The following is a 15,628-nucleotide window of genomic DNA, read 5'->3' as shown; positions in this document are numbered from 1 at the left end:
TAGAATAAATTCTATCGGGCTCTATATAATCTATACGAATAAAAACCTTATTCCCACTCAATCGTCCCTGGTGGTTTTGAAGTAATATCGTAAGTCACACGATTTACACCACGAACTTCATTAACGATACGTCCCGCAACACGAGTCAAAAACGCCATATCGAATGGATAGACATCAGCGGTCATACCATCAACACTGGTAACCGCGCGTAATGCACAAGCATGGTCATAAGTACGACCATCACCCATCACCCCAACCGTACGAACAGGTAATAACACAGCAAACGCTTGCCAGATTGCATCATATAGCCCTGCACTGCGAATTTCTTCTAAATAAACAGCGTCAATCTTACGCAATAAATCGAGTTTATCACGCGTAATGTCACTAAGAATACGAATAGCCAATCCAGGCCCAGGAAAAGGATGACGACCAACAATATTCTCTGGAATATCCATTTCACGACCTAAGTCACGAACTTCATCTTTAAACAAATCACGAAGTGGCTCAACCAGCTGCATATTCATCCGTTCTGGCAATCCACCAACATTATGATGAGATTTAATGGTAACAGATGATCCCGTAACACTGACGCTCTCAATCACATCAGGATATAAAGTGCCTTGAGCAAGGAAGTCTGCACCACCTAGTTTCTTAGCCTCTTCTTCAAAGACTTCAACGAACAAACGACCAATTGTTTTGCGTTTAATTTCAGGATCTGTGACGCCTGCTAGTTCTTTTAAGAACAGATCAGAAGCATCCCGTTTAATTAAAGGAATATTAAACTGGCCAGTAAAGGTTTTAACAACTTCGTCAACTTCACCTTGGCGTAACATACCGTGATCAACGAAAATACAAGTTAATTGTTCACCAATGGCTTTATGGATCAAAACCGCTGCTACTGCAGAATCCACACCACCAGATAACCCACAAATCACTTTTTTATCGCCAACTTGCTGACGAATCCGTTCGATTTCCAAATCACGGAAACCAGCCATTGTCCAATTACCGTGACAACCCGCAATATTATGTGTGAAGTTTTTTAATAACGCAGCACCATGAGGCGTATGCACAACTTCTGGATGGAATTGCACCCCATATAAACGACGACCTTCATCTGCAATCATTGCATAAGGCGCACCTTCACTGGTTCCAATCACTTTAAACCCAGGAGGTAATTTCACCACACGATCACCATGGCTCATCCAAACTTGTTCGCGACTACCACGAGCCCAAACACCACGACAAAGCGCACTATCTTCAACAACTTCAACATGTGCACGACCAAATTCACGATGATCACTAGATTCGACCTGTCCACCTAATTGCTGGCACATTGCCTGTTCACCATAACAAATTCCTAAAACAGGAATATTCAGTGCAAATACATCTTCAGGAATACGTGGGGCATTTTCATCTGCAACACTAGAAGGGCCACCCGATAAAATAATACCTTTCGGTTCAAAAGAGCGAATCTTTTCACCTTTGCTGGTATAAGGCCAAATTTCACAATAAACACCACTTTCCCGAACGCGCCGTGCGATTAATTGGGTTACTTGGCTACCGAAATCAAGAATAAGAATCTTTTCTTCGTGTAAAGATTGTTCTAAGTCACTTACTTGGGTCATTATACCAACTTCTTCATTGTACTGATCGAAAAAACATGTTTCCATATCACATAAGCGAAAAACATTCAGATAAAAAGGGAATTATCTAAAAAATTTTATCTTTCTCGTTTATAAGACTAAATCAGTTTTATACTGATATTTAAATACTTCTTTTATCGAATCTTGTCGGAGCTTTCTATGATTAAAAAGAAAATAGGATATTTTTTTACAAATACACTATTCCTAGGCCTTGCATGTCTAGCCCTTAACGCTTGTGCCAGCAAATTAGCAGAAGATCATCCACAAGGCGTATGGCTTGGAAAATTAGAAGTCGATCAAGGCACTTGCCCTACAGATCGATTAGCTGCCTTACGTGTTGATAAAAAAATGGTTCTGTTCTCCCCTGATGATGGTGCGTTGATCCTAAGAGGCGTTTTTAATAAAAAAGAAAAACCAGTTCACCTTGTCGCAAACCTTCATAGAATCGATATGGATCATAAACCTTATGATCTTGTTTTCGAAGGAAAAGCACAAAACGAAAATATTATTGGCACCTACGGAACGCCGGATTGTCGGGCTCATATCACGTTTTATCGTCCAAAACATTACGGACTATCTGACGCTATTGCACATTAACTCATAAAAAATAAAAAAAAGGCTTGCAATCCAAATTTAAACGGGTTAAAAGCCTAAGCAAGACGCACCCGTAGCTCAACTGGATAGAGCACCAGACTACGAATCTGGGGGTTATGGGTTCGATTCCTGTCGGGTGCGCCATTATAAAGTTCAACATTTTTATGTTGATATAAAAGCAATATACACTTTCAAAAACCACAAAAATCTAAAAAAATATTATACAACTAATCAATTTATTGTTATATAAAGTAAATCTTTTGTAATAATAAACTATACGGTTAATTAGTTGATGATACCCTCTTCTGCCTCTCTTCTGATTATAGAAGACCAACCAGAAATATGCGATTTAATCGAATTAAGTTTACTCGATAAAGTAGAAAAGATTTATATTGCCCATTCTGTTGCTCAAGCATGTTGTTTTCAATCACAATTCCGATTTGATATGGCCATTGTTGATTCATGTTTACCAGACGGCGATCCTTACCCTTTAGTTAAAGAGTTATTAGCTCAACAATGTAAGATTTTACTCATGAGTGGTAATTTCGAGCTCAATAAACGCCTAATGCAACTCCCTCTCCCTAAAGTCGAAAAACCTTTTCGTTTAACAACGTTATTAAGCTCCATTGAACAAGCCTTCCAATATTCAACTACTGAAGCTTTAGCAACTGTAAGAGCCTAATACGTCGTTCTATTTTTGTATTTACTAAGGCAAAAATTTACTCTGTCCCGTAATAACAAGATTAGAACGCAAATTAACATCATATAACTCATAATATTGAGCTACCCTGCCCCCTTTAGCACGAACAATCTCCTGTAAAGGTGCATATCCATTAGAATCGGTAGGTTGAACAAAATAATCATCCTGTCCAACAGATAAAAAAGATACTTTTTTTGTGCGCTGACGACGAATAAAATACCCTTGCGTTACAGCACTTGTCGGTAAGTTAAAATATTGCCAACGATCCCCTATAACCATAATTTGTCGATGTGGAAGATAAAATTTTAGCTCTGATGCCAATCCATAATTATCAGAAATAATGGGCATATCCTGAGGAACACTCTTATTGACTAACTGAGCAAAACTTGCCCATCCCCCTAGTTGCTTTAACAGTATATCTTTTTGGGCCGGCAAAGGCACAACAGCAAATATTGTTTGTATATATACAAAAGAAACAATTGCAAAACCAAGGATAATGGCCGTTTTAAGAAACTTACTCACATACAGCCCAGTAATAACCGCCAAAACAGGATAAAGTAACCCAACCCAATTTGCCTGCACTCTATCGCCAAAAGCATGCTGAACAAAAACACTTGTTGGTAGAAGAATCATTAACCAAAGTAAAAATGATGATGCATTACATTTCCTTTGGATCACTGAGCGCGTTAAATAAAATAGCCCGATAACAAAACAAATAAAAATCACTGGCGAGGATAAACCGATTTGCCCTCCAAGTAGCTCAGACAAAAATTGTAAAGCACGATGAGGATTCCAGTCTGTTGTACGGCCACCTTGTTTTGCAAAACTAATCCAATGATGATGTGCATTCCAGAAAATCACTGGAGAAAAAATAGCAACAGATAGAAAAGCCCCTCCCCATAGAGATTTTGTTTTTAAATATCCACGCCCCTCTTTGGTTAATAAACACCAAAGCCCTAAGGCACCAATTAATAATAAAGCTGTATATTTACTTAAAAGCGCCAAACCAGCACTGGCACCAATGACCCACCAATATTGAGCTGATTTCGTATATAATAATCGACCACACGCCCACAGAAAAACACACACAAAGAATAATAAAGGAGTATCAGGGGTGACAATAATGCCACCAACACCAACAGTAAGCGTTGCATTTAATAATAAAACAGCAATAACGCCTTTTTGATCCGAATCAGCCTGATGATTATTAAAATCTTTTACCGTGAAAAATACAAAAATACTGCCTAATAAAGCCGCCAAAGGACCTAAAAAGCGAATACCTAATTCTGTATTTCCCCACAACAAACATCCTGCTTTAATCCATAGTGCAATCATAGGGGGATGATCATAAAAACTATAATCCAAAGCCTGAGACCACATCCAGTAATAAGCTTCATCAGGAGATAATGGAATAGAAACGGCTACAATCATACGAATCATTGTTAGCAATACTAATCCAATAGATAGTTTTAAAAATAAATTATTTTTCACCAATATATACCCTGATTTTTATCATCACATAAAAGAAATGTTCTCATCATATTGTAATAAAATAAAAGCCCTAAGAAATCAGTATAAATATCTTAAGGGCTTATAATAAACAGATAATAATTCACGATTATACTCAATATAAATCATTTTTTCTTTAATGATGACTTAAAGATCTTTTCTATCAGCATCCATATAAACTGCATCATCACTTTAAAATCTAACTTACTTTCACCAAATAATCTTTGACGAAATTGGAATGGTATTTCTTTTATACGCACAGAATTCGGCGCAGACATCACTAAATCTAATAAAATCTTAAATCCTGTCCCTGATAATTGAGGCAAGAGCTCTATAAATAAAGACCGCTTTAATAAGAAAAAACCACTCATTGGATCGTTTAATGCCACAGGTAAAAATTGTTGAGCAATTCGAATCCCTGTATTGGATAAAAAAAGCCGCCAACGATTGGCTAAGCCTGTATTAGCACCACCTTCTACGTGACGACTGCCAACAGCAATATCATAATCATTCTGTAAGACAGCATCCAGCATCAAAGGCAAGCGCGTTTCATCATGCTGCATATCGCCATCAATAACTGCAACACAAGGCGCGGAAGATGATAATATACCTTCAATCACGGCCGTTGAAAGACCGCGCCTACCGACACGCAAGACCCCCCTGATGCGTCGATCTTTTTGTGCCAAAGCCCAAATATGATCGATCGTCCCATCAGGCGAATTATCATCGACAAAAATTCCTTCCCATCGTCGTCCTTCTAATGCTTTATCGAGCGCTTGAAACAAACGCTCCACATTATCTCTCTCATTATAGCAAGGGATAATGATACTCAATTCTAAGCTATCATTTGATGGACAAGGAATATTCATAACAATATTAACAATCTATCTATAATTCAAAATAAGATGAGAAAGACTATCCTTCGGCCCCACCGTCCAAAGGAACCCCTTCACGTTGCAAACTGGTTCTAATTATTTGTAACGTTTGCACTCTGGCAACATGAGGATTACTGGTTAACTCATGTGTCAATCTGTTTTCATCTTCAGCATCTCTGGCAATGAATCGAATCAGAAAATCAACGCCACCTCGAACCATATGACACTCTCTAACTTCTGGCATTGCTGCCATCTGCGCCTCAAATTCAATTAAAACAGATTCTTTTTGGCTATCTAATCCAACCAAAACAAACACTGACAAAGACCAACCTACCGATACTGTATCAATCACAGCATGATAACTTTTAATCACTCCCATCGTTTCTAGTCGTCTTACACGACGTAAACAAGGTGGTGCCGAAATGCCAACACGCTGAGCCAACTCTATGTTTGTGATTCGGCCATCTTTTTGTAGTTCGTCGAGAATCAGCCAGTCAATTTTATCAAGTTCTACTAATTGTGCCATATGCCTTTATCCGCCTTAGCGTTTTTTCGATATATAAAAGGTGTTGTTAAACGAAACCTTCTTCTTATACAATAAACACCATATATATATATAATTATAAAAATCGCTACGATTAAATCAGGATATAACAATATGACAGAAACTTTTATTACAAATATGCTTATCATTGGCGCAGGCCCAGCCGGTTATACCGCTGCAATTTATGGTGCCAGAGCCAATATGAAACCTGTTCTATTAACAGGCTTACAACCTGGTGGACAGTTAACCATCACCAATGATGTTGAAAATTATCCTGGATTTGCAGAAGCAATTCAAGGCCCTTGGTTAATGGAACAAATGGCTGCACAAGCAAAACATGTCGGTGCAGAAATCGTTATGGACAGCGTTTCTAAATGTTCATTACTTGATCCACAAAAAGAAGATGGTTATTTCATCTTTCATACCGATACAGGAAATATTTACAAAGCCCGCACCGCAATCATTGCAACAGGCGCGCAAGCACGTTGGTTAGGGCTAGAAGCAGAAGAACGCTTACAAGGTTATGGTGTTTCTGCTTGCGCGACTTGTGATGGATTCTTTTATCGCGGTAAAAAGGTTGCAGTTATCGGCGGAGGAAATACTGCTGTAGAAGAAGCATTATATCTTACCCACCATGCATCTCATGTGACACTCATTCACCGTCGTGATAGTTTAAGAGCTGAAAAAATCCAACAAGATCGTTTACTGAACAATCCTAAAGTGACCGTTATTTGGGATAGTGTTGTTGAGGATATTCTTTCTGGAGGAAAACCAGAGGCAGTTACAGAGCTTGCGTTGAAAAATGTAAAAACCAACGAAAAATCAACATTAGATATTGATGGTGTTTTCATCGCGATTGGTCACAACCCCAATACAGAGTTATTCAAAGGGCAAGTTGAACTGGATTCTGAAGGGTATATTATTACGCAACCAGGCACCCCAAAAACCTCTATCCCAGGTATTTTTGCAGCTGGTGATGTACAAGACAAAACCTATCGCCAAGCCATTACCGCAGCTGGAACAGGTTGTATGGCAGCCTTGGAAGCCGAACGTTATTTAGGTGAAACTGAATAAAATTTATCATCTGGTGAACTATATGGTTCACCAGATCGTAACGATAATATGTTTAAAAAATTTTGATTTAAAATTAAATTGATGAACAAGTTCCTACTTGCACTACCTATCTTGGTATTTCCTTTGATTGCGCAAGCAGCAGGCAAAGCAACACGCTTCTGAGGCAATAATTCAAGCGACAGAAAGAAAGTTTTTATCAAACTATTGTGCACAAGGGATAGAAGGATGAGCAGCAGATGTTTATGATTGTTATCAATAAATCAAAAGCCCTGACTCTAAGTAAGAAGAATGTTTAATTGCTGATAATATGGTAACAACCACAACAACTAATGCTAATAAAAAAGCTATCGAATTAAGCCAAACACCTCAATACAATATACCTTTTACTTATATCAGAATGGCTCAACGTGCTCGTCAATTTAGAGAGAATACCTCTAAATTCAGAAATTATACTACACCTGAATTTGCTACATATTTATCTAACACGGTTAAAATAGTAATAAATGATGAAAGTAAATTATATAAAGAAACAAACGGTAACTGCTCAGCTTGTTTGAAACCTTGATCGATATAAATACTAAGTATATACCGCCTCATTACTTTTACAAAACTGAACCATCACATTCTTAAACCATTCAAACAATACTGTATGAGGCAACATTCATATAATATTAATCTAAACGATTATAATTATCTTCTACACGAATAATATCATCTTCATTTAAATAAGAACCCGACTGTATTTCAATCACAACCAAAGGAATACGTCCAGGATTCGTAAGGCGATGCAACGTGCCAACAGGTAAATAAACGCTCTCATTTTCTTTAACCAGAAGCACTTCATCTCCTCGCGTTACTTCTGCAACCCCAGACACAACAACCCAATGTTCTGAACGATGATAATGCTTTTGCAAAGAAAGCTGAGCACCTTCATTTACAACCAATTGCTTAACCTGAAAACGATGTCCGCTAGCTAAAGTCTCATAGAATCCCCAAGGGCGATAACAACGTGTATGTAAAAAAGCCTCTTTTTGTTTGGCTAAAGAAAGTTTATCAACGATCTTTTTAACATCCTGAGACTTTCGTCGATCCGTGACTAAAACAGCATCCTTGGTAACAACAACAACAATATCGTCAAGTCCATTAACCGCAGCAACCATTTCTTCAGAGCGAATATAGCTGTTACGCGTATTCTCTAAAAATACATTTCCTATAGCAACATTGCCTACTGAATCTTTTTTGCTAATAGCCCAAAGTCCATTCCAACTTCCAATATCTGACCACGTCAAATCCGCTGCAATAACCAGCATTACATCAGTTTTCTCGGCAATTGCATAATCAATTGAAATATCAGGAATTTTTACAAAATCTTCCAACTGAAAACGTTCAAAATATAAATCTGTTTGTCTTTTCTGAACCGCAACTTGAACCAAATTCAAAAGCTCGGGCGTATATTTTTGCATTTCCTGCAACATCGTCTGTGCAGAAAAAACAAACATTCCAGAATTCCATAAATATTGTCCAGCTTCCAACATTTGAGAAGCACGCTGATAATCGGGCTTTTCTATAAATGCTTGCACAAAAAACGCATGCTCAGCTTCCTGCAGCTTGTTCCCTTTTTCAATATAACCATAACCTGTCTCTGGACTGGTAGGTTGTATTCCAAAGGTTAAAATTTTTCCTTGCTGAGCAAGATTTGCAGCCTCTTCAACAAACTGAATTAACCGTTCCGTTTCTTCCACAACGGCATCTGCAGCCATAACCCATAGAATATGATTAGGATTTTCTTCTGCGATTAACAGGCTAGCTGCAGCAATTGCTGGAGCAGAATTCCTACCAAGAGGCTCCAGTACAATACGCGCTTTTTCAATTCCAATTTCACGTAGCTGCTCAGCAATTAAAAAGCGATGGTCATTATTACAAATGATAATAGGGTCTGTAAATATAGACCCTATTGCACGTAATGCTGTATCCTGTAGCATCGAATTTTCTGATAATAATGGCCACAGCTGCTTCGGAAAACTCGCACGAGATACCGGCCATAAACGGCTACCCGTTCCACCTGATAAGATTACTGGAACAATTTTAATCGATTCAGTTCCGCTCATTTCGTATCCCTTTGTGCGATCTTCAATCCAAAAGCTTAGTTAGAAACAGTATCTTCTAACTGATTATTTGCCCGCTTTCTTAATTCTTTTCCCGTTTTAAAAAATGGGACATGTTTTTCTTGAACATCCACAGTATCTCCAGTTCTTGGGTTACGACCAATACGCGCTTTGCGATTTTTTACAAAAAAAGCACCAAAACCACGCAACTCAACCCTACCACCTTGAGCCAAAGCTCCTTCAATTTCATCAAAAATAGTAGAAACTATCAAATCAATATCTTTAATTAATAAATTTGGATGTGCTGCAGCAATCTCTAAAATAAGTTCAGATTTAGTCATTAATTTATACTCGTTTTTTAAGTTTTATCTAAGGTTTCCAAATCGCGATCGCACCATCAAGGTTTTCTTGGTTTTTATACACAACTTGATGCATAAAACCATTCACAGAATCCCCCAATGCTTCACCCAAAAATCTAGAAAACCACTTAGAAGATTTTTTATCTTTTAATTCTATTACTTTAATATCAGAAGGTAATTTCAAATACTGAGTTAACCATTTTTTAGCATCTTGCTCTGTGCCAATTTGATCAACCAATCCATTTTTTACTGCTTGTTGGCCACTATATGGACGACCATCACCAAGCTCTTTAACTTTTGCAACATCCATATGTCTTCCGTGCGCAACCATTACAACAAATTGATCATAAAAGTTCTCAATCAATCCTTGTAACATTTCTCTGCCTTGAGAAGAAAGCGGCTTCACCATGGAAGGTTGCCCTTTTAATGGCCCAGAAACCAACTGATCAACAGTAATACCCACTTTGTCTAACAAACCAGAAATATCCGGTGCCTGCATAATGACCCCAATAGACCCTGTTAATGTCGAATTTAAAGCAAAAATTCGATTAGCAGGCACGGAAATCATATAACCAGCCGAAGCCGCTACTCCTCCCATACTCACTACCACTGGTTTTTTCTGTGCAAAATTCAGAATAGCATCATGCAACTGCTCTCCACCCGTAACAGCTCCTCCAGGACTATTCACATAAAGAATCATCCCTTTAACGGTTTTATCAGTCAAAGCATCGTCAATCAGTTTTACTTTTTTAGATACATCCGATCCTATGACGCCCTCTATCTTTAATTTAACCAAATGGTCACTATCACGTCCCATTTTAGGTGAAAAAGCAGCTACGACCGACACAATAGATATTACAAAAATGACGAGTGCTATACAGCGCCAAAAAACCAACCGACGTCGTATTTTTTGACGTTCTAATAATAAATCGCTTTCTAATTGCATCTAATGCGTATCCCGAACAAAAAAATCGTTTTTATGTCTCTAAATATATGGTTATATAATTACCAAGATATATCATGTCAAAGAGAAATTACTTATTCTTCTTTACGGCCACGACGGCCACGCCCATCGCTTTTACCTCTTGCAACACTTTTACGCCCTAGCCCAATTTCACGCGCAAGCGCAGACCTACACTCTGCATAATTTGGTGCAACCATAGGATAGTCTGCAGGCAAATTCCAACGGTCTCGATATTGTTCAGGTGTTAAACCGTAAGCACTCTGCAAGTGACGTTTTAACATTTTTAATTTTTTACCATCCTCTAAACAAACAATATAATCGGGAAATACTGAACGTTTAATCGGCACAACAGGCTGCAACTTTTCAGCCTCTGACCCATTTTTTTCTATTGAATTTAAAGTTTGATAAACTTGCTTAATCAAGTCTGGCAATTGATCAGAGCCAACAGAATTATTGGAGATATGAGACGAAACCACTTTTACTGTTAATTCTAATAATGATATTTTTTTTTCTTCTAATTCCATTATATTATCCAAAATACTACACTAAATAATTGAACGACATTCATAAAACACAAATAAATCTATATAATAGACGTTCTTTTATACAATAAATACACAACATTTTTAACATTATTCAAAATAATTACTATAAAAAAATACAAAAAATAACTATCCACCCTAAACACATTTAACTTCTTTTATTGTTTGCTATTTAATATAAAATATCTTTTAATAAAATCCAATTTTAGCAAACATAAAGATAACAATAATGATCAAAATAAAAACTATTTATATTATTTGTATAATCAGCTTATTCTCTTTATCTAATTGTACTCAAAATAATAATAACCATCATTACGTGAATGGATCATATTTACAAATTGGTTCGGGTGGATCTATACGTTAAATCTTATTAAATTTTTAAAATAACAAATATAAAAATAGATTTATCGATAGTTCCAAGATATTTCAAGTAATATTAATAAAATTATACTTAAATCATTTATTGCAAATAAAAATTCTTTATTCTTAACTTATATAGTTAACACATGATCAAAATGAACTTGCCATATCTAAACAACATATAAATTACTTATTTTATTCAACAAAATAAACAAAAACGCTTTTTTAAATGAGTTAATGATTGACTTTTTATGTAAAAAAGATGATATAAGTGAGAATTCAGAAGCTTAATTGATCTGAAACCAATTATAACAAAAAGAAATTCTGTGAAATAATCCTCACAAGAGTTTGACATGATAGAGAGTTTATAATGTTTGCAATTATCCGCACTGGTGGAAAACAATATCGCGTTACCCCTGATATGGTATTAAAAGTTGAAAAACTTGATGCTGAAGCAGGAAGCACCGTTACTTTTTCAGAAATATTAGCTGTTGATGGTAAAATTGGTTTACCAACTGTTGCTGGCGCTTCTGTAAAAGCAACTGTTATCGCACAAGATCGTTTGAAAAAAGTAATTATCTTTAAAAAACGTCGTCGCCAAAACAGCCGTCGTAAAAATGGTCATCGCCAACCTGTAACTGTTTTGCGCATTACCGAAATTAACGCTGCGTAATTCATAAACTTATTCATATTGATTTTAAACAGGAGATAAATCATGGCACATAAAAAAGCAGGCGGTTCCTCCAGAAACGGACGCGACACAGAAGGTCGTCGTCTTGGAGTGAAAAAGTTTGGTGGACAATCTGTTATCGCTGGTAACATTATCGTTCGTCAACGTGGAACAAAAATTAAACCAGGCACAAACGTTGGTTTAGGCCGTGACCATACAATTTTTGCCCTTATTGATGGTAACGTGCGTTTCGAAAGCCGTGCAAAAGGAAACGTAACCGTTTCTGTTGAAGCACTAAGCAACGCTGCTGAATAAAGTAATCATTGCACCTTTTTGGTCTTTGTTATTCAATAAAGGGTCGATTCGTTTTGAATCGACCCTTTATATTTTTAAGGTATAGATAAACGATGAAATTTCTCGATCAAGCTAAAATTTATGTAAAATCAGGTGACGGCGGTAACGGCGTTGTCGCTTTTAGAAGAGAGAAATTCATCGAATATGGTGGCCCTGATGGTGGCGATGGTGGTCGTGGTGGTGATATCATCTTTAAGGCTGTTGATAACTTAAACACTTTAATCGACTTTCGTTACACCCAACATTTTCGCGCCAGAAAAGGTGGAAATGGTTCTGGCTCAAATAGAACAGGTGCTGCATCTGAAAATGTCATCATCAAAGTTCCTGTTGGCACACAAATTTTTGACAATGACAAAGAGACATTACTTGCAGATTTAGATGAAGTTGGCAAAACAATCACTTTATGCCGTGGTGGCGATGGTGGTTTTGGGAATGCACGCTTTAAATCCAGCACGAACAGAGCCCCTCGCCGTGCAGATGAAGGATGGCCTGGTGAAGAACGCTGGATCTGGTTACGTTTAAAACTTATTGCAGACGCTGGATTGGTTGGATTACCAAATGCAGGAAAATCTACATTTTTATCTGTAGCCTCAGCTGCTCGTCCTAAAATTGCTGATTATCCGTTTACAACATTACATCCTCAGTTAGGAATGGTTCGTTTATCTTCCACAGAGGAATTCGTTCTTGCAGACATCCCTGGTCTTATCGAAGGCGCACATATGGGGAATGGTTTGGGTGATCGCTTCCTTGGGCACGTTGAACGCTGTGCTTTATTACTTCATTTAGTTGATATTACCTCTGAAGACGTTGTCCAAACTTGGAAAACCATTCGTCATGAGTTAGAAGCATACCAAGATGACTTGAGCAAAAAACACGAAATTATCGGGTTAAATAAAGCAGATCTTTTATCTCCAGAAGAAGCTTTAGAAAAACAACATCTTTTAGAGAAAGCAACTGGACAAAAAGTCTTTTTACTATCTGCTGCGACACACCAAGGCGTAAAAGATATTTTATATTATTTACAAAATTATATTACTAACCATAAACTAAATGACGCTTCTTATCAAAAACCATTCAGTCCAATATAATGCAAACTCCTCAACTAAACAAAGCTCGTAGAATCGTTATTAAAATTGGCAGTGCTTTGCTTGTCGATGGACAAAATGCTTGTATTCGCCAATCTTGGTTACAAAGTGTTATCAAAGATATTGCCAAATTACGCCAACAAAATTGTGATGTTTTAGTGGTTTCTTCGGGTGCCATTGCGCTGGCACGGTATACATTCAACTTAAACCGTCACAAGTTACGCTTAGCTGAAAAACAAGCAGCTGCAGCTATTGGACAAATTAAACTGGCACAGGCATGGAGTGAAAATTTTTCAGTTCATGACATTACCACTGCACAAATTCTATTAACATTAGAAGATACTGAAACACGCTTACATTATCTAAATGCTCGCTCAGCTCTGGACACGTTATTAAAACTTGGCTGCATTCCTATCATTAATGAAAATGATACAGTTGCTACGTCAGAGATTCGCTTTGGAGATAATGATCGCCTTGCAGCACGTGTTGCTGAAATGGTTGGGGCAGATCAGCTCATTCTCTTATCTGATATTGATGGCTTATATACAGCTGACCCAAAAACAGATCCAAATGCCAAACACCTTCCTATTATCAAAGAAATTACCCCTGAGATCATGGCAATGGGCGGTAAAGCCCCTACTGGATACTCTTCTGGTGGGATGGCGACTAAACTAGCAGCTGGAAATATTGCTACAACAGCAGGCTGTGCTATGGCAATTGCTTTTGGAAAGTTACAACATCCTTTAAAAGCGCTGCAAGAAGGTGCCAGATGCTCTTGGTTCTTACCAAACACATCTACATATTCAGCACGTAAACGATGGATTGCAGGTGGCATTACCACTAAGGGTATTGTTTACATAGACCAAGGCGCCCAAAACGCCCTTTATGCTGGAAAATCCTTATTACCCGTAGGCATTAAAAAAATTGATGGATATTTCCAAAGAGGCGATTTGATTAAAATTGCCAATAAAGAGGGTCTAATTATCGGCAGCGGTGTTACTGCTTATGACTCTTCTGAATTAAACCAAATTATTGGATTACACACAGAAGAGATTAATAACTCTTTAGGATGGGAAGGCCCTGATGAAGTTATTCATCACGACGATATGGTTCTTCCCTCTCCTTCCTCTACTAGCGCGGAGGCCAACGCAGAATAGGTTCTGCACGACGACGCTGCTGTGGCTCTTCTTGACGTTCTTCACGAACTGGTGAAGGTGGGTTGTAAATTTGTTCATCTCGCCTTCTCGGAACAGACATTCTTTCTGATCCAACCTCAGCAGAGCGAACCCTTCCCCTATTCTCTGCTATGGAATCATGAGTATCCTCATAGACAGATGTTTTAGATGGCGTATTAACTGGTGCTGCTTCTGACGATGATGGCGGATCAAAACGTGTCGGGCGACTTTTAGTCGAAGGTACCGCAGAGTAATACTCAGAAGGATTTACTATTTTTTTCTCTTTTACAGCAATCTCTTCACGAGCAACATCACTTTCTGGCGTCGCAACAGGTTGCAATTTAAATTCCAAACGTTCACGAGCATCAGGAATCCGTTTTAACAAAACACTTAACTGAGCCTGGATATCTTCCATTTGATGATCCAAATAGGTCAAACGACTTTTAATCCCAAAAACAGAAAACGGCATTAACAAAAAACAAATTCCAAAGATAATAACAACACCAACAATGGCTAATTGTAACCACCAAGGAATCCATTCAGGAAAAAAAAACGCCATAAATTATTCCAGCCATTTATTACAAAAATTAATCTAATATTCTTTACTAACTAATGAATTTACCAATTTTGAAGATTTTGTCAAAATCTCCTTAACCATTCATTACATCCCAAGAGCACGACGATAAATATCAAAAAGTGTTTCCTGCTCCTCAATTTCTGAAGGCTCTTTTTTACGTGCACTAATAATTCGTCGCACAACAGGAACATCAAAGCCTGCTGATTTTGCTTCGGCATAAATATCTTTGATATCATTGGCCAACCCTTTACGTTCCTCTTCTAAGCGTTCAATACGCTCAATAATACTACGCAAACGATCTGCTGCTATTCCACCAACCTCTGGTGTCTTTTCAAAATCACTCATTTCAATTCCTAACTTTTTTATGCTATGAAATAATTAACATGTCTTATATTGCATTACGCAATCCTTTTGATATGGTCAATTATTTGATGCAATATTATTTTATTCAACCATAATTAAAAGTTTGAAAAACGCAAATATGATATTAAGTTA

Annotated in this window: 18 protein-coding genes and 1 tRNA gene; 9 read left to right on the top strand and 10 right to left on the bottom strand. The window is 37.5% G+C overall.

The annotated features are described in order from the left end of the window. Positions 1 to 47: 47 nt before the first annotated feature. Positions 48 to 1,625 carry a glutamine-hydrolyzing GMP synthase gene (gene guaA / locus CIN_RS00645; RefSeq protein WP_008853117.1) on the bottom strand — a complete coding sequence of 526 codons (1,578 nt, stop codon included), beginning with the start codon at positions 1,623 to 1,625 and terminating at the stop codon, positions 48 to 50. A gap of 177 nt (positions 1,626 to 1,802) precedes the next feature. On the opposite strand from guaA, the gene CIN_RS00640 reads away from it, so the two are divergent. From CIN_RS00640 to CIN_RS11275, 3 genes are all read left to right on the top strand, one after another. Next, positions 1,803 to 2,240 (top strand): hypothetical protein, encoded by a 438-nt coding sequence (locus CIN_RS00640; protein ID WP_008853116.1) that lies wholly within the window; start codon positions 1,803 to 1,805, stop codon positions 2,238 to 2,240. Positions 2,241 to 2,304: 64 nt separating this feature from the next. Beyond that, a tRNA-Arg gene (locus tag CIN_RS00635) sits at positions 2,305 to 2,381 on the top strand. A 148-nt stretch (positions 2,382 to 2,529) separates the two neighbouring features. Further along, a complete protein-coding gene (locus CIN_RS11275) occupies positions 2,530 to 2,919 on the top strand; it encodes a DNA-binding transcriptional response regulator (protein WP_008853115.1) in 390 nt (129 codons plus the stop codon). 24 nt (positions 2,920 to 2,943) lie between these two features. Here CIN_RS11275 and CIN_RS00625 read toward each other — a convergent pair whose 3' ends face one another. The 3 genes from CIN_RS00625 to CIN_RS00615 all read right to left on the bottom strand — a co-directional run bounded on the left by CIN_RS00625 (position 2,944) and on the right by CIN_RS00615 (position 5,847). After that, entirely contained in the window at positions 2,944 to 4,428 is a 1,485-nt protein-coding gene (locus CIN_RS00625) for an ArnT family glycosyltransferase (protein ID WP_008853114.1), read from the bottom strand. Positions 4,429 to 4,571: 143 nt separating this feature from the next. Then, positions 4,572 to 5,315, bottom strand: a complete 744-nt coding sequence (locus CIN_RS00620; RefSeq protein ID WP_083813288.1) for a polyprenol monophosphomannose synthase — start codon at positions 5,313 to 5,315, stop codon at positions 4,572 to 4,574. Positions 5,316 to 5,361: 46 nt separating this feature from the next. Then, complete coding sequence (locus CIN_RS00615) at positions 5,362 to 5,847, bottom strand: Lrp/AsnC family transcriptional regulator (RefSeq protein WP_008853112.1); 486 nt, start codon at positions 5,845 to 5,847, stop codon at positions 5,362 to 5,364. Between the two features lie 132 nt (positions 5,848 to 5,979). On the opposite strand from CIN_RS00615, the gene trxB reads away from it, so the two are divergent. Together trxB and CIN_RS00605 are read left to right on the top strand one after the other, a co-directional pair. Next, positions 5,980 to 6,939: a thioredoxin-disulfide reductase gene (trxB, locus tag CIN_RS00610; RefSeq protein WP_008853111.1), complete on the top strand. Its 960-nt coding sequence runs from the start codon at positions 5,980 to 5,982 to the stop codon at positions 6,937 to 6,939. A gap of 307 nt (positions 6,940 to 7,246) precedes the next feature. Next, positions 7,247 to 7,504 carry a hypothetical protein gene (locus tag CIN_RS00605; RefSeq protein WP_040363636.1) on the top strand — a complete coding sequence of 86 codons (258 nt, stop codon included), beginning with the start codon at positions 7,247 to 7,249 and terminating at the stop codon, positions 7,502 to 7,504. Positions 7,505 to 7,610: 106 nt separating this feature from the next. On the opposite strand, the gene CIN_RS00600 is transcribed toward CIN_RS00605, so the two are convergent. The 4 genes from CIN_RS00600 to CIN_RS00585 all read right to left on the bottom strand — a co-directional run bounded on the left by CIN_RS00600 (position 7,611) and on the right by CIN_RS00585 (position 10,891). Beyond that, a complete protein-coding gene (locus CIN_RS00600; RefSeq protein WP_008853110.1) occupies positions 7,611 to 9,047 on the bottom strand; it encodes a mannose-1-phosphate guanylyltransferase/mannose-6-phosphate isomerase in 1,437 nt (478 codons plus the stop codon). A gap of 35 nt (positions 9,048 to 9,082) precedes the next feature. Beyond that, on the bottom strand, positions 9,083 to 9,385 hold the full coding sequence (locus tag CIN_RS00595) for an integration host factor subunit beta (protein ID WP_008853109.1): 303 nt from the start codon (positions 9,383 to 9,385) through the stop codon (positions 9,083 to 9,085). A 28-nt stretch (positions 9,386 to 9,413) separates the two neighbouring features. Then, positions 9,414 to 10,349: a signal peptide peptidase SppA gene (sppA, locus tag CIN_RS00590; protein ID WP_040363634.1), complete on the bottom strand. Its 936-nt coding sequence runs from the start codon at positions 10,347 to 10,349 to the stop codon at positions 9,414 to 9,416. A 92-nt stretch (positions 10,350 to 10,441) separates the two neighbouring features. After that, positions 10,442 to 10,891: a MucR family transcriptional regulator gene (locus CIN_RS00585; RefSeq protein ID WP_008853106.1), complete on the bottom strand. Its 450-nt coding sequence runs from the start codon at positions 10,889 to 10,891 to the stop codon at positions 10,442 to 10,444. A 751-nt stretch (positions 10,892 to 11,642) separates the two neighbouring features. Here CIN_RS00585 and rplU point away from each other — a divergent pair. From rplU to proB, 4 genes are all read left to right on the top strand, one after another. After that, positions 11,643 to 11,945: a 50S ribosomal protein L21 gene (gene rplU / locus CIN_RS00580; RefSeq protein ID WP_008853105.1), complete on the top strand. Its 303-nt coding sequence runs from the start codon at positions 11,643 to 11,645 to the stop codon at positions 11,943 to 11,945. Between the two features lie 42 nt (positions 11,946 to 11,987). Beyond that, a complete protein-coding gene (gene rpmA / locus CIN_RS00575) occupies positions 11,988 to 12,257 on the top strand; it encodes a 50S ribosomal protein L27 (RefSeq protein WP_008853104.1) in 270 nt (89 codons plus the stop codon). A gap of 92 nt (positions 12,258 to 12,349) precedes the next feature. Next, complete coding sequence (obgE, locus tag CIN_RS00570) at positions 12,350 to 13,384, top strand: GTPase ObgE (protein ID WP_008853103.1); 1,035 nt, start codon at positions 12,350 to 12,352, stop codon at positions 13,382 to 13,384. Continuing rightward, positions 13,384 to 14,538, top strand: coding sequence for a glutamate 5-kinase (gene proB / locus CIN_RS00565; protein WP_008853102.1), 1,155 nt, complete (start codon positions 13,384 to 13,386; stop codon positions 14,536 to 14,538). The genes obgE and proB overlap by 1 nt, the downstream gene beginning before the upstream one ends. On the opposite strand, the gene CIN_RS00560 is transcribed toward proB, so the two are convergent. Then, positions 14,513 to 15,115: a hypothetical protein gene (locus CIN_RS00560; protein ID WP_008853101.1), complete on the bottom strand. Its 603-nt coding sequence runs from the start codon at positions 15,113 to 15,115 to the stop codon at positions 14,513 to 14,515. The two genes, proB and CIN_RS00560, sit on opposite strands and share 26 nt — an antisense overlap. 102 nt (positions 15,116 to 15,217) lie before the next feature. Further along, positions 15,218 to 15,478: a DUF2312 domain-containing protein gene (locus tag CIN_RS00555; RefSeq protein WP_008853100.1), complete on the bottom strand. Its 261-nt coding sequence runs from the start codon at positions 15,476 to 15,478 to the stop codon at positions 15,218 to 15,220. Positions 15,479 to 15,628: the final 150 nt, after the last annotated feature.

The sequence above is a fragment of the Commensalibacter intestini A911 genome, from assembly GCF_000231445.1.
GTDB classification, from domain to species: domain Bacteria; phylum Pseudomonadota; class Alphaproteobacteria; order Acetobacterales; family Acetobacteraceae; genus Commensalibacter; species Commensalibacter intestini.
The sequence above is the reverse complement of the archived record's forward strand: the minus strand, read 5'-3'. Positions and strand labels throughout refer to the sequence as shown.